Source organism: Methyloversatilis sp. S146-33 (assembly GCF_059552495.1).
The window spans coordinates 156644-177475 of the sequence record NZ_JCANOT010000018.1 but is presented as its reverse complement, the minus strand read 5'-3'; the positions used below and the strand labels follow the sequence as shown (position 1 = coordinate 177475).

At 64.9% G+C, this 20832-nt stretch carries 22 protein-coding genes; 19 read left to right on the top strand and 3 right to left on the bottom strand.

All coding sequences use genetic code 11. The annotated features are described in order from the left end of the window. Positions 1 to 19: 19 nt before the first annotated feature. The 11 genes from nuoE to AC51BJ_RS05000 all read left to right on the top strand — a co-directional run bounded on the left by nuoE (position 20) and on the right by AC51BJ_RS05000 (position 12364). Entirely contained in the window at positions 20 to 502 is a 483-nt protein-coding gene (nuoE, locus tag AC51BJ_RS05050) for an NADH-quinone oxidoreductase subunit NuoE (protein ID WP_430435646.1), read from the top strand. Continuing rightward, entirely contained in the window at positions 499 to 1833 is a 1335-nt protein-coding gene (nuoF, locus tag AC51BJ_RS05045) for an NADH-quinone oxidoreductase subunit NuoF (RefSeq protein ID WP_020165279.1), read from the top strand. The genes nuoE and nuoF overlap by 4 nt, the downstream gene beginning before the upstream one ends. Continuing rightward, a complete protein-coding gene (nuoG, locus tag AC51BJ_RS05040; protein ID WP_496279521.1) occupies positions 1827 to 4151 on the top strand; it encodes an NADH-quinone oxidoreductase subunit NuoG in 2325 nt (774 codons plus the stop codon). Before nuoF ends, nuoG begins: the two co-directional genes overlap by 7 nt. Beyond that, entirely contained in the window at positions 4151 to 5218 is a 1068-nt protein-coding gene (gene nuoH, locus AC51BJ_RS05035; protein WP_019917529.1) for an NADH-quinone oxidoreductase subunit NuoH, read from the top strand. The genes nuoG and nuoH overlap by 1 nt, the downstream gene beginning before the upstream one ends. Before the next feature lie 19 nt (positions 5219 to 5237). Then, positions 5238 to 5717: an NADH-quinone oxidoreductase subunit NuoI gene (gene nuoI, locus AC51BJ_RS05030; RefSeq protein ID WP_198291215.1), complete on the top strand. Its 480-nt coding sequence runs from the start codon at positions 5238 to 5240 to the stop codon at positions 5715 to 5717. A gap of 57 nt (positions 5718 to 5774) precedes the next feature. Beyond that, complete coding sequence (locus AC51BJ_RS05025) at positions 5775 to 6377, top strand: NADH-quinone oxidoreductase subunit J (protein ID WP_020165275.1); 603 nt, start codon at positions 5775 to 5777, stop codon at positions 6375 to 6377. 17 nt (positions 6378 to 6394) lie between these two features. Further along, positions 6395 to 6706 (top strand): NADH-quinone oxidoreductase subunit NuoK, encoded by a 312-nt coding sequence (nuoK, locus tag AC51BJ_RS05020; protein WP_020165274.1) that lies wholly within the window; start codon positions 6395 to 6397, stop codon positions 6704 to 6706. Between the two features lie 5 nt (positions 6707 to 6711). Then, positions 6712 to 8733: an NADH-quinone oxidoreductase subunit L gene (nuoL, locus tag AC51BJ_RS05015; protein WP_496279520.1), complete on the top strand. Its 2022-nt coding sequence runs from the start codon at positions 6712 to 6714 to the stop codon at positions 8731 to 8733. 102 nt (positions 8734 to 8835) lie between these two features. Continuing rightward, positions 8836 to 10314, top strand: a complete 1479-nt coding sequence (locus AC51BJ_RS05010) for an NADH-quinone oxidoreductase subunit M (RefSeq protein WP_304002551.1) — start codon at positions 8836 to 8838, stop codon at positions 10312 to 10314. 12 nt (positions 10315 to 10326) lie between these two features. Beyond that, positions 10327 to 11808, top strand: a complete 1482-nt coding sequence (gene nuoN / locus AC51BJ_RS05005; RefSeq protein WP_496279519.1) for an NADH-quinone oxidoreductase subunit NuoN — start codon at positions 10327 to 10329, stop codon at positions 11806 to 11808. A 7-nt stretch (positions 11809 to 11815) separates the two neighbouring features. Continuing rightward, positions 11816 to 12364, top strand: a complete 549-nt coding sequence (locus AC51BJ_RS05000) for an NUDIX domain-containing protein (RefSeq protein ID WP_430434581.1) — start codon at positions 11816 to 11818, stop codon at positions 12362 to 12364. Between the two features lie 189 nt (positions 12365 to 12553). On the opposite strand, the gene folK is transcribed toward AC51BJ_RS05000, so the two are convergent. Continuing rightward, a complete protein-coding gene (gene folK, locus AC51BJ_RS04995) occupies positions 12554 to 13054 on the bottom strand; it encodes a 2-amino-4-hydroxy-6-hydroxymethyldihydropteridine diphosphokinase (RefSeq protein ID WP_430434580.1) in 501 nt (166 codons plus the stop codon). Positions 13055 to 13216: 162 nt separating this feature from the next. On the opposite strand from folK, the gene AC51BJ_RS04990 reads away from it, so the two are divergent. Beyond that, positions 13217 to 13642, top strand: a complete 426-nt coding sequence (locus AC51BJ_RS04990; protein WP_430434579.1) for a hemerythrin domain-containing protein — start codon at positions 13217 to 13219, stop codon at positions 13640 to 13642. A gap of 9 nt (positions 13643 to 13651) precedes the next feature. Here AC51BJ_RS04990 and smpB read toward each other — a convergent pair whose 3' ends face one another. Next, a complete protein-coding gene (gene smpB / locus AC51BJ_RS04985; RefSeq protein ID WP_020165267.1) occupies positions 13652 to 14098 on the bottom strand; it encodes an SsrA-binding protein SmpB in 447 nt (148 codons plus the stop codon). 93 nt (positions 14099 to 14191) lie between these two features. Here smpB and AC51BJ_RS04980 point away from each other — a divergent pair, with 93 nt between their 5' ends. Further along, a complete protein-coding gene (locus AC51BJ_RS04980; protein ID WP_019917543.1) occupies positions 14192 to 14635 on the top strand; it encodes a type II toxin-antitoxin system RatA family toxin in 444 nt (147 codons plus the stop codon). After that, entirely contained in the window at positions 14635 to 14958 is a 324-nt protein-coding gene (locus AC51BJ_RS04975) for an RnfH family protein (protein ID WP_019917544.1), read from the top strand. Before AC51BJ_RS04980 ends, AC51BJ_RS04975 begins: the two co-directional genes overlap by 1 nt. 9 nt (positions 14959 to 14967) lie before the next feature. Here AC51BJ_RS04975 and AC51BJ_RS04970 read toward each other — a convergent pair whose 3' ends face one another. Then, entirely contained in the window at positions 14968 to 15405 is a 438-nt protein-coding gene (locus AC51BJ_RS04970) for a DUF4124 domain-containing protein (RefSeq protein WP_019917546.1), read from the bottom strand. A 106-nt stretch (positions 15406 to 15511) separates the two neighbouring features. Between AC51BJ_RS04970 and guaB the strand changes: the two genes are divergently transcribed. The 5 genes from guaB (at position 15512) to AC51BJ_RS04945 (ending at position 20735) form a co-directional block, all read left to right on the top strand. Next, positions 15512 to 16972, top strand: coding sequence for an IMP dehydrogenase (gene guaB, locus AC51BJ_RS04965; protein ID WP_304002569.1), 1461 nt, complete (start codon positions 15512 to 15514; stop codon positions 16970 to 16972). 44 nt (positions 16973 to 17016) lie between these two features. Beyond that, complete coding sequence (locus AC51BJ_RS04960) at positions 17017 to 17397, top strand: four helix bundle protein (RefSeq protein ID WP_496279518.1); 381 nt, start codon at positions 17017 to 17019, stop codon at positions 17395 to 17397. A 34-nt stretch (positions 17398 to 17431) separates the two neighbouring features. Then, positions 17432 to 19036 (top strand): glutamine-hydrolyzing GMP synthase, encoded by a 1605-nt coding sequence (gene guaA / locus AC51BJ_RS04955; RefSeq protein WP_496279517.1) that lies wholly within the window; start codon positions 17432 to 17434, stop codon positions 19034 to 19036. Positions 19037 to 19218: 182 nt separating this feature from the next. After that, entirely contained in the window at positions 19219 to 19731 is a 513-nt protein-coding gene (locus tag AC51BJ_RS04950) for a sigma-70 family RNA polymerase sigma factor (protein ID WP_430434576.1), read from the top strand. Continuing rightward, positions 19728 to 20735 (top strand): FecR domain-containing protein, encoded by a 1008-nt coding sequence (locus tag AC51BJ_RS04945; RefSeq protein ID WP_496279516.1) that lies wholly within the window; start codon positions 19728 to 19730, stop codon positions 20733 to 20735. Before AC51BJ_RS04950 ends, AC51BJ_RS04945 begins: the two co-directional genes overlap by 4 nt. Positions 20736 to 20832 lie beyond the last annotated feature (97 nt).

The window sequence follows — 20832 nt, the reverse complement described above, 5'->3', positions numbered from 1 at the left end:
TCCGGTGAGCATGGACAGAATGAGTTTCTCGCTGAGTGAAGCGTCGCGCGCGGCGATCGACCGCGAAGTCGCGAAGTACCCCGAAGGCCAGGCGATCTCCGCCGTGATGGCCGGCCTGCGCATTGCGCAGGAACAGAACGGCTGGCTATCGCCCGAAGCGATCGAGGCCGTGGCCGTCCATCTGAACATCCCGCCGATGGCGGCGATGGAAGTGGCCACCTTCTACAACATGTACGACGTGAAGCCGGTCGGTCGCTGGAAGATCACCGTTTGCACGAACCTGCCCTGTGCGCTGTCCGGCGGCGAGCAGGCGGCCGAGTACGTGAAGGAGAAGCTGGGCATCGGTTTCAACGAAACCACCGCCGACGGCCGCTTCACGCTGAAGGAAGGCGAGTGCATGGGTGTGTGCGGCGACGCGCCGGCCATCATCGTCAACAACACGCGTCTGTGCAGCTGGATGAGCCGCGAGAAGATCGACGCACTGCTGGACGAGCTGAAATGAACGCCCCTGAGAACCCGCAAGCCATCCTGCTCGCCGGCCTGGACGGCGACAACACCTGGGGCATCGAGCACTACATCAAGCGCGGCGGCTATTCGGCGCTGCGCAAGATTCTCGAATCCGGCATGACGGCGGACCAGATCATCGCCGAGGTGAAGAAATCCGACCTGCGCGGCCGTGGCGGCGCAGGTTTCCCCACCGGCCTGAAGTGGAGCTTCATGCCGCGCCAGTTCCCGATGGACAAGTACGTCGTCTGCAACTCGGACGAGGGCGAACCGGGCACCTTCAAGGACCGCGACCTGCTGCGCTACAACCCGCACCTGGTCATCGAGGGCATGGCCATCGCCGGTTTCGTGATGGGCTGCACCCGCGGCTACAACTACATCCACGGCGAGGTGTTCTCGCTCTACCAGCGCTTCGAGGAAGCGCTGGCCGAGGCGCGTGCCGCCGGCTTCATCGGCAAGAACATTCTGGGCAAGGGTTTCGATTTCGACCTGTTCGCGCACCATGGCTGGGGCGCCTACATCTGCGGCGAAGAGACTGCGCTGCTCGAATCGATCGAAGGCAAGAAGGGGCAGCCGCGCTTCAAGCCGCCGTTCCCGGCCAGCCACGGCCTGTACGGCAAGCCGACCACGATCAACAACACGGAAACCTTCGCGGCCATTCCATGGATCATCAACAACGGCGGCGAGGCTTTCCAGGCGCTGGGCAAGCCGAACAACGGCGGCACCAAGATCTTCTCGGTGTCCGGCCACGTCAATCGCCCGGGCGTCTATGAAATCCCGCTCGGCACGCCGTTCGCGGCGCTGCTCGAAATGTGCGGCGGCATGCGCGGCGGCCGCAAGCTGAAGGCGGTCATTCCCGGCGGCTCGTCGGCACCGGTGCTGCCGGCCGACATCATGATGGACTGCACGATGGACTATGACTCCATCTCCAAGGCCGGCTCCATGCTGGGTTCGGGCGCGGTCATCGTGATGGACGAGACCACCTGCATGGTGAAGTCGCTGGAGCGTCTGTCCTACTTCTATCACGAGGAATCCTGCGGCCAGTGCACGCCCTGCCGCGAGGGTACCGGCTGGCTGTACCGCATGGTGCATCGCATCGAGCACGGCCAGGGCCGCCCGGACGACCTCGACACGCTGGACAACGTCGCCAGCAACATCGCCGGCCGCACCATCTGCGCGCTGGGCGACGCCGCCGCTTTCCCGGTGAAGAGCTTCATCAAGCACTTCCGGTCCGAATTTGAGTATCACGTCGAGCACAAGCACTGCCTCGTCCCGGTGGACGTGCAGCGCGAAGGCAGCCGCATTTACGTGGAACACGCAGCATGCTAGAGATCGAGATCGACGGCCAGAAGCTGGAAGTGCCGGACGGCAGTACCGTGATGGATGCGGCCAACCGTCTGGGCCTGCACATTCCGCACTTCTGCTATCACAAGAAACTGTCCATCGCCGCCAACTGCCGCATGTGTCTGGTGCAGGTCGAGCGCGCGCCGAAGCCGCTGCCCGCGTGTGCCACGCCGGTCACCAACGGCATGAAGGTGCAGACGCATTCCGACCAGGCCATCACCGCGCAGAAGGGCGTGATGGAGTTCCTGCTGATCAATCACCCGCTGGATTGCCCGATCTGCGATCAGGGTGGCGAGTGCCAGCTGCAGGATCTCGCCGTCGGTTACGGCGCGTCGGCCTCCCGCTATCAGGAAGAGAAGCGGGTGGTGATGAACAAGAATCTCGGTCCGCTGATTTCGACCGACATGACCCGCTGCATCCACTGCACCCGCTGCGTGCGCTTCGGCCAGGAAATCGCCGGCGTCATGGAACTGGGCATGGCCAACCGCGGCGAGCATTCGGAAATCATGACCTTCGTCGGTCACACCGTCGATTCCGAACTGTCGGGCAACATGATCGACCTGTGCCCGGTCGGTGCGCTCACCTCCAAGCCCTTCCGCTATTCGGCCCGTACCTGGGAACTGTCGCGCCGCAAGACGGTGAGTCCGCACGACAGTCTGGGCACCAACCTCGTCGTCCAGGTCAAGCACGACGAAGTGAAGCGCGTGCTGCCGCTGGAGAACGAAGAGGTCAACGAGTGCTGGATTTCCGACCGTGACCGCTTCTCCTACGAAGCGCTGAACAGCGACGATCGTCTGACCACGCCGATGATCAAGCAGGACGGCAAGTGGATCGAGGTCGATTGGCAGACCGCGCTCGAATACGCCGCCAACAGTCTGAAGCGCGTCGCCGACGAACACGGTGCCGCGAAGATCGGCATGCTGGCTGCGCCGTACTCGACGACCGAAGAACTCTATCTGGGCGCGCAACTGATGCGCGGCCTCGGTGGCGGCAACATCGACCACCGTCTGCGCCAGACCGATTTCGGTCTGGACGGCAAGCTGGCCGGCATCCCCTGGCTGGGCATGAAGGTGGCCGACGTATCGAAGCTGTCCGCAGCGCTGGTCGTCGGCAGCTTCCTGCGCAAGGATCACCCGCTGATGGCGCAGCGCCTGCGTCAGGCCGCGCGTCGCGGTACCCGCGTCAGTGCGCTCGGCGTAAGCAACGAAGACTGGCTGATGACCACCTTCGCCCGCGTTACCGTCGCGCCGTCGGCACTGGCCGGTGAACTGGCCGCGCTGGTCAAGGCCGCTGCCGAAATCCGTGGCGTCGCGGTGCCGGCGGGCGCTGAGTCGGCCGAGGTGTCGGATGCGGCCCGCCGCATTGCGCAGAGCCTGTGCGACGACGGTGCGCGCGCCGTCTTCCTCGGCTCGGTCGTCCAGCAGCATCCGGACGCTGCCGGCCTGCATGCGCTGGCACAGGAACTGGCGCGGCTGACCGGTGCCACCCTGGGTTATTTGGGCGAAGCCGCGAACAGCGTCGGCGCTGCCACCGTCGGTGCGCAATCCGGCCTGAACGCGCAGCAGATGCTGCTCGGCGGCCTGCGCGCCTACGTGCTGCTGCACACCGAACCCGAACTCGACGCGGCCAACGCGCCGATGGCGGTCGAAGCGCTGAAGGGCGCCGACACCGTCATCGTCATGTCGCCGTTCAAGACCGGTCTGGACTACGCCGACTGTCTGCTGCCGGTGTCGCCCTTCACCGAAACCTCCGGCACCTTCGTCAGTGTCGAAGGCCGCATCCAGAGTTTCCACGCGGTGGTGCGTCCGAAGGGCGAAACCCGTCCGGCGTGGAAGGTGCTGCGCGTGCTCGGCAGCCTGCTCGAGCTGGGCGGCTTCAAGTTCGATTCGTCGGAAGCGGTGCGCGACGAAGCGCTGGCCGGTGCGAATGGCTGGCTGCCCGAGTACAAGCTGGACAACACCGCGAGCGATGTCGCGTTCGCGCGTCCGTCCGCGGTGACCGGTCTGCAGCGCATCGCCGACTACCCGATCTACCGTAACGACGCGCTGGTGCGTCGCGCACCGGCACTGGCTGCCGCGCGCGATTCCGCGGCGCCGATGGCCCGCGTGAATCCGGCCACCGCTGCGGCGTCCGGCCTGACCGAGGCGAAGCGCGTCCGCGTGCGCGGTTCGGCCTGGTCGAGCGAACTTGATCTTGCGCTGGATGACACCGTGCCGGCAGGCTGCGTGCGCGTGTCGGCCGGCTGGCCGCAGACTGCGCCGCTGGGCACGCTGTCCGGCATCCTGAACGTGGAGGCCCTGTAATGGACGCGCTGCTGCAACCCGTGCAGGACCTGCTCGGCGCCGCCTGGGTGCCGGTGTGGACCCTGGTCAAGATCTTCGCGATCATCCTGCCGCTGATGGGCTGTGTCGCCTACCTGACGCTGGCCGAGCGCAAGATCATCGGCTGGATGCAGGTGCGCAACGGCCCGAACCGCGTCACCTTCTTCGGCATCAAGGCGCTGGGTGGTCTGGCCCAGCCGATCGCCGACGGCCTGAAGCTGCTGTTCAAGGAAATCGTGCTGCCGTCGGCGTCGAGCAAGACGCTGTTCGTGCTGGCGCCGGTGCTGGCGCTGGCGCCGTCACTGGCCGCCTGGGCGGTGATCCCGTTCAACGACGGACTGGTGCTGGCCGACATCAACGCCGGCCTGCTCTACATCATGGCCATCACGTCGATGGGCGTGTACGGCGTCATCATCGCCGGCTGGGCGTCGAACTCGAAGTACGCCTTCCTCGGCAGCCTGCGTTCGGCGGCGCAGATCGTCGCCTACGAAATCGCCATGGGCTTCGCGCTGGTGACCGTGCTGATGGTGTCGCAGAGTCTGAACCTGTCGGACATCGTGCGCGGGCAGGGCGAGGGCATGTTCGCCAACATGGGTCTGGGCGTGCTGTCGTGGAACTGGCTGCCGCTGTTCCCGATGTTCATCGTCTACTTCATCGCCGGCGTGGCCGAAACCAACCGCTCGCCGTTCGACGTGGTGGAAGGCGAATCGGAAATCGTGGCCGGTCACATGATCGAGTACTCGGGCATGGCGTTCGCGCTGTTCTTCCTTGCCGAGTACGCCAACATGATCCTGATCGCGACGCTGACCTCGATCATGTTCCTCGGCGGCTGGCTGTCGCCGGTCGGTTTCCTGCCGGACGGTTTCCACTGGCTGGCGGCGAAGAGCGCTTTCTGCCTGTTCTTCTTCCTGTGGCTGCGCGCGACTTTCCCGCGCTACCGCTATGACCAGATTATGCGTCTGGGCTGGAAGGTTTTCATCCCGGTCACCATCGTGTGGCTCGTGTTCATCGGCGGCTGGATGATGTCTCCGCTGTCGATCTGGAAGTAAGGGACGCGTTATGGGTTCGATGAGAGATTTGTTCGGCGGGCTGATGCTGACCGAACTGGTGAAGGGCATGGCGCTGACCGGCCGTCACCTGTTCGCGCGCAAGATCACCCTGCAGTTTCCGGAAGAGAAGACGCCGCAGTCGCCGCGTTTCCGCGGTCTGCACGCGCTGCGCCGCTATCCGAACGGCGAGGAACGCTGCATTGCCTGCAAGCTGTGCGAGGCGGTGTGCCCGGCGATGGCCATCACCATCGAGTCGGATCAGCGTGACGACGGCACCCGCCGTACCACGCGTTACGACATCGATCTGACCAAGTGCATCTTCTGCGGTTTCTGCGAGGAAGCCTGTCCGGTCGATGCCATCGTCGAGACGCGCGTGCTCGAGTACCACGGTGAAAAGCGCGGTGACCTGTACTACACCAAGCAGATGCTGCTGGCCGTCGGCGATCGCTATGAAACGCAGATCGCCAAGGACAGGGAAGCGGACTCGAAGTACCGCTGATGGCCGGGCCCGCGCGAGCGGGCAGGGCTCAAGGGAACGGACAAGAACGAATCGATGATGGATTTCCAGACCGCAGTTTTCTTCTTCCTCAGCGCCATCCTGGTGGCCGCGTCGCTGCGCGTCATCACTGCGCGCAATCCGGTGCACGCGGCGCTCTACCTGGTGCTGTCCTTCTTCACCGCCGGTGGCATCTGGATGCTGCTGCAGGCAGAGTTCCTCGCGATCGCGCTGGTGCTGGTCTATGTCGGCGCGGTGATGGTGCTCTTCCTCTTCGTCGTGATGATGCTGGACATCAATATCGAGCGGATGCGCGAGGGCTTCTGGGCCAATCTGGTACCGGGCCTCATCGTAGCTGGCCTGATGCTGGCCGAGATGTTCGCCGTGCTGGGCGCCAAGTACTTCTCGGCTGACCGCATGCCAGCGCCCGAGGCTGCCGCCGCCGGCTACAGCAACACCAAGGAACTGGGGCGGCTGATCTACACCGAGTACGTGTATCCGTTCGAACTCGCCTCGGTCATCCTGCTGGTCGCCATCATCGCGGCCATCGCGCTGACCATGCGCAAGCGCAAGGACACCAAGTTCCAGGAACCGGCCAAGCAGATCGCGGTGCGCCGTGAAGACCGCGTGCGCCTGGTGTCGATGCCGGCCGAGAAAGACTGAGAAAAGAAGCGCACGACATGACCTCCTTGCCCCTTTCCTACTTCCTGATGCTGGGCGCCGTGCTGTTCGCGATCAGCGTGGTCGGCATCTTCCTGAACCGGAAGAACCTCATCGTTCTGCTGATGGCGATCGAACTGATGCTGCTGGCGGTGAACATGAATTTCGTCGCCTTCTCGCACTACCTCGGCGACCCGTCCGGCCAGATCTTCGTTTTCTTCATCCTTACCGTAGCCGCCGCGGAATCCGCGATCGGGCTGGCCATCCTCGTGGTGCTGTTCCGCAACCTGAACACCATCCACGTCGATGATCTGGACAGCCTGAAAGGTTGAGCGACATGACATCGATGCAAAAGCTCTATCTGCTCGTCCCGCTCGCGCCGCTGTTCGGCGCCATCATCGCCGGCCTGTTCTGCCGCGTCATTCCGCGCTGGGTCGCGCACAGCGTCACCATCCTCGGCGTCGCCGTGGCGCTGGTCGCGTCCTGGGTCATCTTCCAGGACGTGCAGGCCGGCAACAGCTTCAATGGCGCGCTCTACACCTGGGCGACCAGCGGCGATCTGAAGATGGAAATTGGCTTCCAGATCGACAAGCTGACCGTGATGATGATGCTCGTGGTCACCTCGGTGTCGCTGATGGTGCACCTCTACACCATCGGCTACATGGCCGAAGATCCCGGCTACAACCGTTTCTTCTCCTACATTTCGCTGTTCACCTTCTCGATGCTGATGCTCGTCATGAGCAACAACTTCGTGCAGCTGTTCTTCGGCTGGGAAGCGGTGGGTCTGGTGTCCTATCTGCTGATCGGTTTCTGGTTCAAGCGCCCGACCGCCGTGTACGCCAACCTGAAGGCCTTCCTGGTGAACCGCGTCGGTGACTTCGGCTTCCTGCTCGGAATCGGCCTGATCGCCGCCTACGCCGGCACGCTCAATTACGCCGAGGTGTTCGCCAAGCGTGAGGAGCTGGTGGCCATGACGGTCGCCGGCACCGACTGGCCGCTGCTCACCGCGGTCTGCATCGGCCTGTTCATCGGCGCGATGGGCAAGTCGGCGCAGGTGCCGCTGCACGTGTGGCTGCCGGATTCGATGGAAGGCCCGACCCCGATTTCGGCGCTGATCCACGCAGCGACGATGGTGACGGCCGGCATCTTCATGGTCACCCGTATGTCGCCGCTGTTCGAACTGTCGGAGACCGCGCTGTCCTTTGTGCTGGTGATCGGTGCGACGACTGCGCTGTTCATGGGCTTCCTCGGCATCATCCAGAACGACATCAAGCGCGTCGTGGCCTATTCGACGCTGTCGCAGCTCGGCTACATGACGGTGGCGCTGGGCGTGTCGGCCTACTCGGCCGCGGTGTTCCACCTGATGACGCACGCCTTCTTCAAGGCGCTGCTCTTCCTGGGCGCCGGCTCGGTCATCATGGGCATGCACCACGACCAGGACATGCGCAATATGGGCGGCCTGTGGAAGTACATGCCGATCACCTGGTTCACCTCGCTGCTCGGCTCGTTGGCGCTGATCGGCGTGCCTTTCCTGTCCGGCTTCTACTCGAAGGACTCGATCATCGAGGCGGTGCATTTCTCGACGATACCGGGCGCCGGCTACGCCTACTTCTGCGTGGTCGCCGGTGTGTTCATCACCGCCTTCTACTCCTTCCGCATGTACTTCCGCGTGTTCCACGGCCCGGAGAACTTCGGCAAGGCGCACGACGATCATCACGCGCACGGCGACGATCATCACGACGATGACCACCACGACGAACACCACGGCCTTGCGCCGGGCGAGAAGCCGCACGAGTCGCCGTGGGTGGTGTGGGTGCCGCTGGCGCTGCTGGCCATACCGTCAGTTTTCATCGGCTACTTCACCGTGCAGCCCATGCTGTTCGGCGACTGGTTCGACGGCGTCGTGACGGTGCTGCCTGAGCACGACGTGCTGGCCAAGGTCGGCGAGCACTTCCACTCCGCTGCCGGCATGGCGATGCACGGTTTCACCGCGCTGCCGTTCTGGCTCGCGCTGGGTGGCGTCGTGCTGGCCTGGGTCATGTACATCGCGATGCCCTCGCTGCCGGGCCGAATCGCGCCGATCTTCCGCCCGATCAATGTGGTGCTCGAGAACAAGTACTACTTCGACCGCTTCAACGAGATCGTCTTCGCCGGTGGCGCCCGTCTGCTGGGTCGCGGCCTGTGGGCCGCGGGCGACCGCACGATCATCGACGGTGTGCTGATCAACGGTTCCGCCTCGGCTGTCGGTGCGTTTGCGCGCCTCGCCCGCGGCATACAGACCGGGTACATCTACCGCTACGCGTTTGCAATGGTGATCGGTGTCTGTCTCCTGCTGCTGTGGAGACTGGGCTTCAAGTGATGTGGTGCGGGCGGTGAGGATGCCGCCCGTGGCGTGAATTCAGAGGGAGTGCCAGACGCGGTTGCCCTGACCGGTGAACGTGTCGGCTGAACAAACAAAGAAATGACCGATATTCCCCTTCTCAGTCTTGCCGTATGGCTGCCGATTGCCGGTGGTCTGCTCGTGCTCGCCAGTGGCGACGGCCGTAATGTGGCCTTCTCGAAACTGATCGCGCTGGTCACGGCCATCTTCGGCTTCCTGGTCACGATTCCGCTCTACACCGGCTTCGATACCGCCAGTGCCGGCATGCAGTTCGTCGAGTTGATGCCCTGGGTACGCGACTACAACATCAATTACCACCTCGGTGTCGATGGCATCTCGATGCCCTTCGTCATCCTGAACAGCTTCATCACGGTGCTGGTGGTGATGGCCGGCTGGACGGTGATCGAGTACAAGCCCTCGCAGTACTTCGCCGCCTTCCTGATCATGTCGGGCCTGCTGAACGGCATCTTCTCGGCGCTCGACGGCATCCTGTTCTACGTGTTCTTCGAAGCGTCGCTGATCCCGCTGTATCTGGTCATCGGTGTGTGGGGCGGCAAGAACCGCGTCTATGCGGCCTTCAAGTTCTTCCTCTACACGCTGCTCGGTTCGCTGCTGATGCTGGTCGCGCTGCTCTACCTGTTCCACAAGAGCGGCAGCTTCGCCATCCTCGACTGGCACCGCGAGCCGCTGGCGATGACCGCGCAGTCGCTGATCTTCTGGGCCTTCTTCGCCAGCTTCGCGGTGAAGGTGCCGATGTGGCCGGTGCACACCTGGCTGCCGGACGCCCACGTCGAGGCGCCGACCGGCGGTTCGGCCGTCCTGGCGGCGATCGGCCTGAAGCTCGGCGCCTACGGCTTTCTCCGGTTCTCGCTGCCCATCGTGCCAGACGCGGCCCAGCACTTCGCGCCGGTGGTGATCGGCCTGTCGCTGATCGCCGTCATCTACATCGGCCTGGTCGCGCTGGCGCAGACCGACATGAAGAAGCTGGTCGCCTATTCGTCGATCTCGCACATGGGCTTCGTCACGCTGGGCTTCTTCATCTTCAATCCGCTGGGCATCGAAGGCGCCCTGGTGCAGATGATTTCGCACGGCTTCGTGTCGGCCGCGATGTTCCTCTGCATCGGCGTGCTCTACGACCGCATGCACACCCGCAACATCGCCGACTACGGTGGCGTCGTGAATACGATGCCGAAGTTTGCCGCGCTGTTCCTGCTGTTCGCGATGGCCAACGCCGGCCTGCCGGCCACCTCCGGCTTCATCGGCGAATTCATGGTCGTGCTCGGCGCCATCCAGTTCAATTTCTGGACCGGCTTTGCCGCCGCCACCACGCTGATTCTCGGCGCGGCTTACACCTTGTGGATGTACAAGCGCGTGGTGTTCGGCGATGTCGCCAACAGCCACGTTGCCGAACTGAGCGACATCAATGCGCGCGAAATGCTCATCCTCGGTGTGCTGGCGGTGTGCACGCTGGCCATGGGCATCTGGCCGCAGCCGGTGACCGAAATCATGCATGCGACCGTGAACCAGCTGCTCGACCATGTCGCAGCCGGCAAGCTCTGACGGACCAAAAGAATGAACTTCCCTCTGCCTGACTTCTTCCCCGCATCGGCCGAAATCTTCGTGCTGGTGATGGCCTGCGTCGTGCTGCTCGCAGACCTCTTCAAGTCCGAACGCCAGGGCTGGCTGCCTTACCTGCTCACGCTGGCGACGCTGGCCGGCGCCTTCGCCATCCAGGCCGGTACCGCCGGACCGGACACGACGCTCACCTTCAGCGGCATGTTCGTCGATGACCGCCTCGCCGACGTGCTGAAGAGCTGTCTCTACATCACCGTGTTTGCTGTCGTCGTCTACAGCCGCGATTACCTGATGGCGCGCGGTCTGGAGCGTGGCGAGTACTACCTGCTGGTACTGTTCGCGACGCTGGGCATGCAGGTGATGATTTCGGCCAACCACTTCCTGACGCTCTACCTGGGCCTGGAACTGCTGTCGCTGGCGATCTACGCGCTGGTCGCGCTGGACCGAGAATCGGCGCGCTCGACCGAAGCGGCGATGAAGTACTTCGTGCTCGGCGCGCTGGCGTCCGGCCTGCTGCTGTACGGCATGTCGATGATTTATGGTGCGACCGGGACGCTGGAAATTTCCGCCATCGCCCGCAAGCTGTCCGACCCGGCCACCAATATGGACGTGCTGCGCTTCGGCCTGGTCTTCCTGGTCGCAGGCCTGGCCTTCAAGATCGGCGTCGTGCCTTTCCACATGTGGATTCCCGACGTCTATCACGGCGCGCCGACCGCGATCACGCTGCTGATCGGCTCGGCGCCCAAACTGGCCGGTTTCGCGATGGCGATCCGCCTGCTGGTCGACGGCCTGCCGACGCTGGCGGTAGAGTGGCAGCAGATGCTGATGCTGCTCGCCATCCTGTCGATCGCGCTCGGCAACGTGGTCGCCATCGCGCAGACCAATGTCAAGCGCATGCTGGCCTACTCGACCATTTCGCACATGGGCTTCATGCTGCTCGGTCTGGTCAGCGGCGTGATCGAACTGCGTGCCTCGGGTGACATCCATCTGTCCTACGCCTTCGGCAGCGCGATGTTCTACACCATCGCCTACGTGCTGATGAGCTCGGCCGCCTTCGGCACGCTGCTGGTGCTGACGCGCGCTGGCGTCGAAGCGGAAACGCTGGACGACCTGAAGGGCCTGAACCGTCGCAGCCCGTGGTTCGCCGCGGTGCTGATGATGGTCATGTTCTCGATGGCCGGCATTCCGTTCTTCATCGGCTTCTTTGCCAAGCTCGCTGTGCTGCAGGCGGTCGTCGCGGCCGGCTACATCTACACGGCGGTGTTCGCCGTGCTGCTGTCGCTGATCGGCGCCTTCTTCTACCTGCGCGTCGTCAAGCTGATGTACTTCGACGAGCCGCTCGACAACAGCCCGCTGGTCGCCTCCGGCGAAATGCGCGCGCTGCTGTCGGTCAATGCGCTGGCGATCGCGCTGATCGGCCTGATGCCGCAGTCGCTGCTCGCATTGTGTGCATCTGCCCTCGGCCAGGCGCTGAAGTAAGCGACGGATGGCGGACGACCTGACCGAAAGCACGCTGGATAGCCGTCAGGTCTACGACGGCGTCCTGCTCAAGGTCTATCAGGATCAGGTCCGGCTGCCGGACGGCAAGCAGGCGATCCGCGAGTACATCAAGCATCCGGGCGCCGTCGTCATCATCGCCATCCTGCCGGACGGGCGCATGGTGTTCGAGCGTCAGTTCCGCTACGGCCCGCGGCGCGTCTTCCTCGAATTTCCGGCCGGCAAGATCGATCCGGGCGAACCGATCGAACAGACGGCCATCCGCGAACTGCGCGAGGAAACCGGCCACGAGGCCGACAGCTGGGAACATCTCGGCACGATGCATCCCTGCATCGGCTATTCCGACGAGCGCATCGAAATCTTCCTCGCCCGCGGCCTGCGCCATGTCGGCGCTTCGCTCGACGAGGGTGAATTCCTCGAAGTGACCGCGCTGTCGCTGGAAGCCGCGATGTCGGCCGTGTGGCGTGGCGAACTGACCGACGCCAAGACGCTGGCCGCCCTGATCTGGGCGCAGCGCGTGTTCGCTCAGGGCTTCTGAGCCGCAGCATCCGAGTCGCTGATCCGTCGGGTGCCGGACGCTGCTGGCAGGCCGTTGTCGGGGTCAGAAGACCCCTCCCACAGAACCGTCCTCTTTGCTCCTGCCGCGGATTGGGCGCCTCAACCTGTGGGAGCGGCCTTGGCCGCGACTGCGGCGCTTGCGTCCGACAGAGGGTTATCTATGTCCGACTTACTCGGCGATGCGCTGGATGGGCTGGTCCTGACAGTGCGCAAGCCAGGCGCTCGCCGGCCCGATGCCCGGAATCACCACGTCCGGAGATACCTCCAGCAGCGGCAGCAGCACGAAGGCGCGCAGATGCGCGCGCGGGTGCGGCACGTTCAGCGTGTCGGTGTTGATCACGCGGTCCTCGTACAGCAGCACGTCCAGATCCAGCGTACGCGGCGCGTTCAGGAATTCGCGCACGCGGCCGTGCGTGCGCTCGATGTCGAGCAGGGCGTCGAGCAGGGCCTGCGGTTCCAGCGTCGTCCGCACGCGCGCAACGGCGTTGATGAAATCGGGCTGGTTGTCGTAGCCGATCGGCGCCGTGCGATAGAGCGACGATTTCCGTTCGAGCACGATGCCCGGCGCTGCGGCCAGTTCGTCGAGCGCTGCGCGTACCTGCTTTTCCGGATCCGCCAGGTTGGCGCCGAGCCCGATGTGGGCGATGTGGGTGGGGGCTTCTTGGCTCATGTCGTGTTCTCGTGATCTGGCCGCACTTTAGCACCGCCGGCCGCAGCGCCTCCGCGCTGCGGCGCCATTGTGGCGGCCGCGACACGGCGCAAACCTAATCTGGATCAAGGTGCACCGTCCGCCCGGCGGGCACAGTGCGCGCCATCCACGAAAGGAGCCGCGATGTCCGCACTCGAACTGAAACAGGAACACGTACTCGGCCTCGCGCCGATGGACGACATCCACCGCGAATTCATGCAGTTGCTGGCCCGTCTCGACGATGCGACGGCACCCGCTGCGCTGCCGTTACTCGATGAACTGGTGGCGCACACCGAAGCGCATTTCGCGCAGGAGGATGTCTGGATGGAAGCGTCGGACTTTCCGCCGCTGCACTGCCATCGCGGCGAACACGAGCGCGTGCTCGAGGTGCTGCGTGAGGTCAGACGCCTGGCGGCGGCCGGCGACGCGGGCATCGTGCATACGCTGGTGCGCGAACTGCCGGTGTGGTTCGAGCACCACGCCTCGACCATGGACACCATGCTGGCCGAGCACATCGCCCGCACCGGCTACGACGCGCGGACGACGCTACCAGAACTTGCGGAAGCCTGATCGTTCCGCTCAGACGCGGTCGCGCATCAGGCGCGCCTTTTCGCGCTCCCAGTCGCGCTTCTTCTCGGTCTCGCGCTTGTCGAACTGCTTCTTGCCCTTGGCCAGACCGATCTCGAGCTTGATGCGGCCACGCGTGTAGTGCAGGTTCAGCGGCACCAGCGTGTAGCCGGCGCGCTCGACCAGACCGATCAGCTTGCTGATTTCGTTCGCGTGCAGCAGCAGCTTGCGGCTGCGCGTCGGGTCGGGCTTGATGTGGGTGGAGGCGGTCGGCAGCGGCGACACGTGCATGCCGATCACGTACACCTCTTCGCCCTTGAGCACCACGTACGCCTCCTTCAGCTGCGTACGGCCGGCGCGGATCGCCTTCACCTCCCAGCCTTCGAGCACCAGACCCGCTTCGAAGCGTTCCTCGATGAAGTAGTCGTGAAAGGCCTTCTTGTTGTCGGCAATGCTCATGAAGTGAAACCGGTGAGGGACGTGCTGAAATGAAATCGGGGCTGCGTAGGGGGCGCTGCCGCGGATAGAATTGCGATTTTACCTTCTGATGACATGGCTGAAGTCCGAAAAACCGTGCTCATCGAGCGCAGTGCCGAACAGATGTTCCGCCTCGTCGATGACGTGGAACACTATCCGCAGTTCCTGCCCTGGTGCGGCGGCAGCCAGTTGATCGAGCGCACCGACGTGCTGACGCGCGCGCGCATCGACATCAACTACCACGGCGTCAAGGCTCACTTCGTCACCGCCAACGACAAGGTGTTCCCGCGCAGCATGACCATCCGCCTGGTTGAAGGGCCGTTCAACCGGCTCGACGGCACCTGGCTGTTCGCGCCGCTGGGCGAGGCCGCCTGCAAGATCGAGTTCAACCTGCATTACGAATTTTCGAGCCGGCTGATCGAGAAGGTGGTCGGTCCGGTGTTCAGCCATATCGCCAACACCTTTGTCGACGCCTTCGTGAAGCAGGCCGATCGCCAGTACGGACAGGGAACGCAGTGATGAGCGACAAGATCCACGTGCAGGTTGCCTATGCGCTGCCCGAGCGGCAGGACATCGTGACGATGGAACTGGTCGCAGGCGCCACCGCGCAGCAGGCAGTCGAGGCTTCCGGACTGCTGCAGAAGTATCCGGACATCGATCTGGCGAAGAACAAGCTCGGCGTGTTCTCCAAGCTGGTCAAGGCCGACCAGGTGCTGCGCGATCGCGACCGCGTCGAAATCTACCGTGCGTTGATTGCCGACCCGAAGGAAGTGCGGCGACAGCGCGCCGCCGAGGGCAAGGTACTCAAGAAGGGCGGCGGTGAGGCCGAACCGGCGGCCTGACCCGCGCCCTTACTTGCACCACTCCGACACCGACTTCTGCGCGTCTTCCATTTCCTTCGCGCGCCCGGCGTCGTCGAGGAATTCGCGTTCGCCCTGCGTGTTGAAGCGCACGATGCGCTGACCCGATTGCAGCGCGGCAAGCTTGCTGCGCGCCCGCGTGCAGTTCTCGGCCATCCGCTCTTTCTCGGCCTTCTCCTTGGCCTGTTTGGCTTCCGATTCCAGCCGTTCGTCGCGCCGCTTCTGGAACTCCTGCAGCTTTTCCTGCACCGAACCCGACCCATCGCCGGACGGCGGCGGCGGATTGATGTTCTTCTTCGTTGCGTTGGCGCCCGGCGGCGGGGTGTCGGAAAAAACGGTGCGTCCCTGGGCGTCCTTGTACTGGTAGACCTGGGCGGCGCAGGCGAGCGGAACACTGAGCAGCACGGCTGCGGCGATACGGACGAGCACTTCACAACTCCTCGATTGAGCGCCTTCTGGCGCGGCTTTCAGGGCCGGGTGCAGACGGCTGCGTCGACCGGCGTATAATACGTTTTTGCTAGTTGGGAAAGTAGTCATGCGTGTTATCCAGAAGGCGCTGACCTTCGACGACGTGCTCCTCGTGCCGGCGCACTCCAATGTGCTGCCGCGCGACGTCAGTCTCAGTACCCGTATCTCCCGCAACATCCGCGTCAATCTTCCGCTGCTGTCCGCCGCAATGGACACCGTCAGCGAAGCCCGGCTGGCCATCGCGCTGGCCCAGGAAGGCGGCCTCGCGATCATCCACAAGAACCTCACCGCCAAGCAGCAGGCCGCCGAAGTAGCCAAGGTGAAGCGTTTCGAAGCCGGCGTCCTGAAGGACCCGATCACCATCTCTCCCGACATGACGGTTCGCGAGCTGCACGGGTTGACACGCAGTCACCGCATTTCCGGTTTTCCGGTGCTCGACGGTGAGCGCGTGGTCGGCATCGTGACCAACCGCGACCTCCGTTTCGAAACCAATCTCGACCAGCCGGTCTCGCGCATCATGACGCCGCGCGAGCGCGTCGTGTTCGTGCGCGAAGGCGCGTCGCTCGACGAAGCGCGTTCGCTGATGCACAAGAACCGCCTCGAACGGGTGCTGGTGCTGGGCGAGAACGACACGCTGCGTGGCCTGATCACGGTCAAGGACATGCTGAAGTCGACCGAACACCCGCTGGCCGCCAAGGACGCGCACGGCCGTCTGCGTGTCGGTGCCGCGATCGGCGTCGGTGAAGGCACCGAAGACCGCGCCGCCGCGCTGGCCGAAGCAGGCGTCGACGTCATCGTGGTCGATACCGCGCACGGCCATTCGCAAGGCGTGCTCGACCGCGTGAGCTGGGTCAAGCGCACCTTCCCGCACATCGACGTGATCGGCGGCAACATCGCCACCGCCGACGCCGCCCGCGCGCTGGTCGATGCCGGCGCCGACGGTGTCAAGGTGGGCATCGGTCCCGGTTCGATCTGCACCACCCGCATCGTCGCCGGTGTCGGCGTGCCGCAGATCACCGCCATCGACAACGTCGCCACCGCACTCGCGTCGACCGATGTGCCGATGATCGCCGACGGCGGCATCCGCTACTCCGGCGACATCGCCAAGGCGGTCGCTGCCGGCGCCAACGCCGTCATGCTGGGCGGTCTGCTGGCTGGTACCGAGGAAGCGCCGGGCGAGATCGAACTGTTCCAGGGTCGTTCCTACAAGTCCTACCGCGGCATGGGTTCGCTCGGCGCGATGCAGCAGGGCGCCGCCGACCGCTACTTCCAGGACCCGGCGTCGAACGCCGACAAGCTGGTGCCGGAAGGCGTCGAAGGCCGTGTGCCCTACAAAGGCCCGGTGGTGAACGTGATCACCCAGCTGATGGGCGGCCTGCGTGCATCGATGGGCTACTGCGGCTGCGCCACGGTGGACGAAATGCGCTCGAAGGCGCAGTTCGTCGAAATCACCTCGGCCGGCATCCGCGAGTCGCACGTGCACGACGTGCAGATCACCAAGGAAGCGCCGAACTATCACGTTGATTGAGGGGCTGGGGGCCAGGGAGCAGGGGCTGGAGGGGCCGGGGCTTGATGAGCGAGGTGCGAAGCTATCGCGATTTGCTGGTCTGGCAACGAGCGATGGATCTTGCTCTCGGTATTTATGCTCTGAGTCGCTCCTTTCCGGACAGCGAGCGCTTCGTTATGGTCTCTCAGCTTCGTCGCGCAGCCGTGTCCGTTCCGTCGAATATCGCGGAAGGGCACGCGCGCAGTTCTACGCGCGACTTTCTTCGTTTTCTCTCGATCGCCTCGGGTTCGCTTGCTGAACTGGAAACGCAGCTCATCCTTGCACACCGTCTCGACTACCTTGATCAGGATCGGCTTGATTCGACCTTGGTCCTTGCTGGAGAAACAGGCCGGATGATTCGGGGCCTGCAAACCTCACTGGCGTCGCGCATCGCTGCGGCGCCCTAGTCCCCAGTCCCTAGCCTCTGACCCCTGAACCCCCATGCACAACAAGATCCTCATCCTCGATTTCGGCTCCCAGGTCACCCAGCTCATCGCGCGCCGCGTGCGCGAGGCGCACGTGTATTGCGAAATCCATCCGTGTGACGTGAGCGACGACTTCGTGCGCGGCTTCGGCGCGCAGGGCGTCATCCTGTCCGGCAGTCACATGTCGGCCTACGAGGAATCGACCGATCGCGCGCCGCAGGCGGTGTTCGAACTGGATGTGCCGGTGCTGGGCATCTGCTACGGCATGCAGACCATGGCGCAGCAGCTGGGTGGCAAGGTTGAGGCGGGGACGGTGCGCGAATTCGGCTACGCCGAAGTGCGCGCCCGCGGCCATACGAAGCTGCTCGACGGCATCGAGGATTTCCGCACCGCGCAGGGCCACGGCATGCTCAAGGTGTGGATGAGTCACGGCGACAAGGTGACCGAACTGCCGCCGGGCTTCGTCGTGATGGCGTCGACTGACAGCTGTCCGATCGCCGGCATGGCCGACGAAGCCCGCCGCTTCTACGGCGTGCAGTTCCACCCGGAAGTCACTCATACGGCGCGCGGCGCCGACCTGCTGCGCCGCTTCGTGCTCGACGTGTGCGGCTGCCAGGGCGACTGGATCATGGGCGACTACATCGCCGAAGCGGTCGAACGCATCCGCGAACAGGTGGGTGACGAAGAGGTCATCCTCGGCCTGTCGGGCGGTGTCGATTCGTCGGTGGCCGCGGCGCTGATCCATCGCGCCATCGGCGACCAGCTCACCTGCGTGTTCGTCGACCACGGCCTGCTGCGCCTGAACGAGGGGCAGATGGTGATGGAGATGTTCGCCGGCCGTCTGCATGCGCGGGTGATCCACGTCGATGCCGCTGACCAGTTCCTCGGTCACCTGAAGGGCGTGTCCGACCCGGAAGCCAAGCGCAAGATCATCGGCCGCGAATTCGTCGAGGTGTTCAAGGCGGAAGCCGCCAAGCTGAAGGCGGGCGGGCAGGGCCACAAGGGCGCGACCTTCCTCGCCCAGGGCACCATCTACCCGGACGTGATCGAGTCCGGCGGCGCCAAGAGCAAGAAGGCCACGACGATCAAGAGCCACCACAACGTCGGCGGCCTGCCGGAACAGCTGGGCCTCAAGCTGCTGGAACCGCTGCGCGAACTGTTCAAGGACGAAGTGCGCGAGCTGGGTGTGGCCCTCGGCCTGCCGCGCGACATGGTGTACCGCCACCCCTTCCCGGGCCCCGGTCTGGGCGTGCGCATCCTCGGCGAAATCCACGCCGAGTACGCCGACCTGCTGCGCCGCGCCGACGCCATCTTCATCGAGGAACTGCGCGCCACCATCGACCCGCAGACCGGCAAGAGCTGGTACGACCTGACCAGCCAGGCCTTCGCCGTCTTCCTGCCGGTGAAATCGGTCGGCGTGATGGGCGACGGCCGCACCTACGAATGGGTCGTCGCGCTGCGCGCGGTGCAGACCCAGGACTTCATGACCGCCCACTGGGCCGAACTGCCGCACAGCCTGCTCGGCCGCGTCAGCAACCGCATCATCAACGAGGTGCGCGGCATCAATAGGGTGGTCTACGACATCTCGGGCAAGCCGCCGGCGACGATCGAGTGGGAGTGATTCCGCACCGCTGCACTGCCAGAAACCACGACGAACCCCGGGCCTGTCCCGGGGTTTTCTTTTTTGCGCGTTGCCGTTCGCTCGCGATTGCCGCCCGCGCCCTCCCTCTCTACAATGCGAACAATTATCAATTGCATTGATGCCTGTCCGCAGCAGCGGACCGGGCGCGAGGGGAGTGCGCTGTGCGGACTGTCGAATGTGAGCTGCAGCGGGAGGCGGAGGATCTCTACCGGGGTCATCACGGTTGGCTGCAGGGCTGGCTGCGCCGCAAGCTGGGCGACGCGATGGAAGCGGCTGACATCGCGCAGGACGTGTTCATCCGCGTGCTGACGCGGCAGCAGCCGCTGCGCCCGCACGAGCCACGCGCCTATCTGTCCACCATCGCGCGCGGTCTGGTGATTGACCACTGGCGCCGGCGCGCCCTCGAACGCGCCTGGCTCGATACGCTGGCCGTGCTGCCGGAAGCCGAAGCGCCGTCGCCGGAGAACAGGCTGCTGGTGCTGGAGACGCTGATCGAGATCGACCGCATGCTCGACAGCCTGAAGCCGCAGGTGCGTACCGCTTTCCTGTGGGCGCAGCTCGAAGGCCTCAGCTGCCCGCAGATCGCCAGCCGGCTCGGTGTGTCGCTGGCCACCGCCGAGCGCTACGTCGCCCGCGCGCTGCGTCACTGCTACGCGATGCGCTTCGAGTCGTGAGCGAAGCCCTCACTGCCACGGCCGGCGAGCGCCTGCCGGACGACATCGTCGATGCGGCGATCGCCTGGTCGGTGCGGCTGGACTACAACGCAGCGACGCCTGCAGCGCAGCAGGCGTTCGCGCGCTGGCTCGACGCCGACCCGCGCCACGCGCAGGCGTGGGGCAGGGTGGCGGCGCTGCGTAGCGGCTTCTCCGGCCTGCCGGCAAGGCTGGCGCAGGACGTACTGCAGGCCGCCGAGGCGGGGCGCCGCGGGGCCACGGCCGGCCGGCGGCGCGCCTTGCGTGTGCTGTCGCTGTCCGGTGTGGCGCTGGCGAGCGGATGGGCGGTGCGCGAAACCATGCCCTGGCAGCGTCTGCTGGCCGACGCGAGCACGGCGGTGGGCGAACAGCGCACGCTGCGTCTGGCCGACGGCAGCGTGGTGATGCTGAATACCGACAGTGCCATCAGCAGCGATTTCTCCGACCAGCGCCGCGTGCTGGTGCTGCATCGTGGCGAAATCATGATCACCACCGGCGACGACGCGGGCGCTGCCGCGAAGCGCCCGTTCTGGGTCAGCACGCCCTTCGGCACGCTGCGCGCGCTGGGCACCCGTTTCGTCCTACGGCTCGAGCACTCTGAGGTGCGGGTCAGCGTGCAGGACGGCGCAGTCGAGGTGCATCCAGCCGAGGGCGGGGCGACGGTCGTGATCCACAGCGGCGAACGCGGTCTGCTCGGCCCGGCCGGCATCTCGCCGCCGGTCGTGGCGGATGCGGATGACGATGCGTGGACGGAGGGCGTCATCACCGGCCGCGACATGCGGCTGGCCGACCTGCTGGACGAACTGTCGCGCTATCGCAGCGGCCGCATCGTCTGCGATCCGCGGATCGCGGACTGGCGCGTGTCCGGCGTGTTTCACGTGCGTGACACCGACCGCGCGCTGCGCTTCCTGATGCAGGTGCAGCCGGTCAGCGTTCGCTACCGCACCCGCTACTGGGTCATCGTCGAGCCCGATCAGGCGGGTTGAGCACGGCCGCGCAAGAAATTTTCCGGTGAAGTGAGGGGATCCGCCGTCTGGTCCGGCCTCTGCAGTGAAGGCGCCCGTTTCGGGGCTGCTCTTCCAA

What these genes read in the sequence shown, in the direction of transcription:
- nuoE (WP_430435646.1), top strand. Translation starts at nt 20, where the DNA reads ATGAGTTTCTCGCTGAGTGAAGCGTCGCGCGCGGCGATCGACCGCGAA.
- nuoF (WP_020165279.1), top strand. Translation starts at nt 499, where the DNA reads ATGAACGCCCCTGAGAACCCGCAAGCCATCCTGCTCGCCGGCCTGGAC.
- nuoG (WP_496279521.1), top strand. Translation starts at nt 1,827, where the DNA reads ATGCTAGAGATCGAGATCGACGGCCAGAAGCTGGAAGTGCCGGACGGC.
- nuoH (WP_019917529.1), top strand. Translation starts at nt 4,151, where the DNA reads ATGGACGCGCTGCTGCAACCCGTGCAGGACCTGCTCGGCGCCGCCTGG.
- nuoI (WP_198291215.1), top strand. Translation starts at nt 5,238, where the DNA reads ATGAGAGATTTGTTCGGCGGGCTGATGCTGACCGAACTGGTGAAGGGC.
- AC51BJ_RS05025 (WP_020165275.1), top strand. Translation starts at nt 5,775, where the DNA reads ATGGATTTCCAGACCGCAGTTTTCTTCTTCCTCAGCGCCATCCTGGTG.
- nuoK (WP_020165274.1), top strand. Translation starts at nt 6,395, where the DNA reads ATGACCTCCTTGCCCCTTTCCTACTTCCTGATGCTGGGCGCCGTGCTG.
- nuoL (WP_496279520.1), top strand. Translation starts at nt 6,712, where the DNA reads ATGACATCGATGCAAAAGCTCTATCTGCTCGTCCCGCTCGCGCCGCTG.
- AC51BJ_RS05010 (WP_304002551.1), top strand. Translation starts at nt 8,836, where the DNA reads ATGACCGATATTCCCCTTCTCAGTCTTGCCGTATGGCTGCCGATTGCC.
- nuoN (WP_496279519.1), top strand. Translation starts at nt 10,327, where the DNA reads ATGAACTTCCCTCTGCCTGACTTCTTCCCCGCATCGGCCGAAATCTTC.
- AC51BJ_RS05000 (WP_430434581.1), top strand. Translation starts at nt 11,816, where the DNA reads ATGGCGGACGACCTGACCGAAAGCACGCTGGATAGCCGTCAGGTCTAC.
- folK (WP_430434580.1), bottom strand. Translation starts at nt 13,054, where the DNA reads ATGAGCCAAGAAGCCCCCACCCACATCGCCCACATCGGGCTCGGCGCC.
- AC51BJ_RS04990 (WP_430434579.1), top strand. Translation starts at nt 13,217, where the DNA reads ATGTCCGCACTCGAACTGAAACAGGAACACGTACTCGGCCTCGCGCCG.
- smpB (WP_020165267.1), bottom strand. Translation starts at nt 14,098, where the DNA reads ATGAGCATTGCCGACAACAAGAAGGCCTTTCACGACTACTTCATCGAG.
- AC51BJ_RS04980 (WP_019917543.1), top strand. Translation starts at nt 14,192, where the DNA reads ATGGCTGAAGTCCGAAAAACCGTGCTCATCGAGCGCAGTGCCGAACAG.
- AC51BJ_RS04975 (WP_019917544.1), top strand. Translation starts at nt 14,635, where the DNA reads ATGAGCGACAAGATCCACGTGCAGGTTGCCTATGCGCTGCCCGAGCGG.
- guaB (WP_304002569.1), top strand. Translation starts at nt 15,512, where the DNA reads ATGCGTGTTATCCAGAAGGCGCTGACCTTCGACGACGTGCTCCTCGTG.
- AC51BJ_RS04960 (WP_496279518.1), top strand. Translation starts at nt 17,017, where the DNA reads ATGAGCGAGGTGCGAAGCTATCGCGATTTGCTGGTCTGGCAACGAGCG.
- guaA (WP_496279517.1), top strand. Translation starts at nt 17,432, where the DNA reads ATGCACAACAAGATCCTCATCCTCGATTTCGGCTCCCAGGTCACCCAG.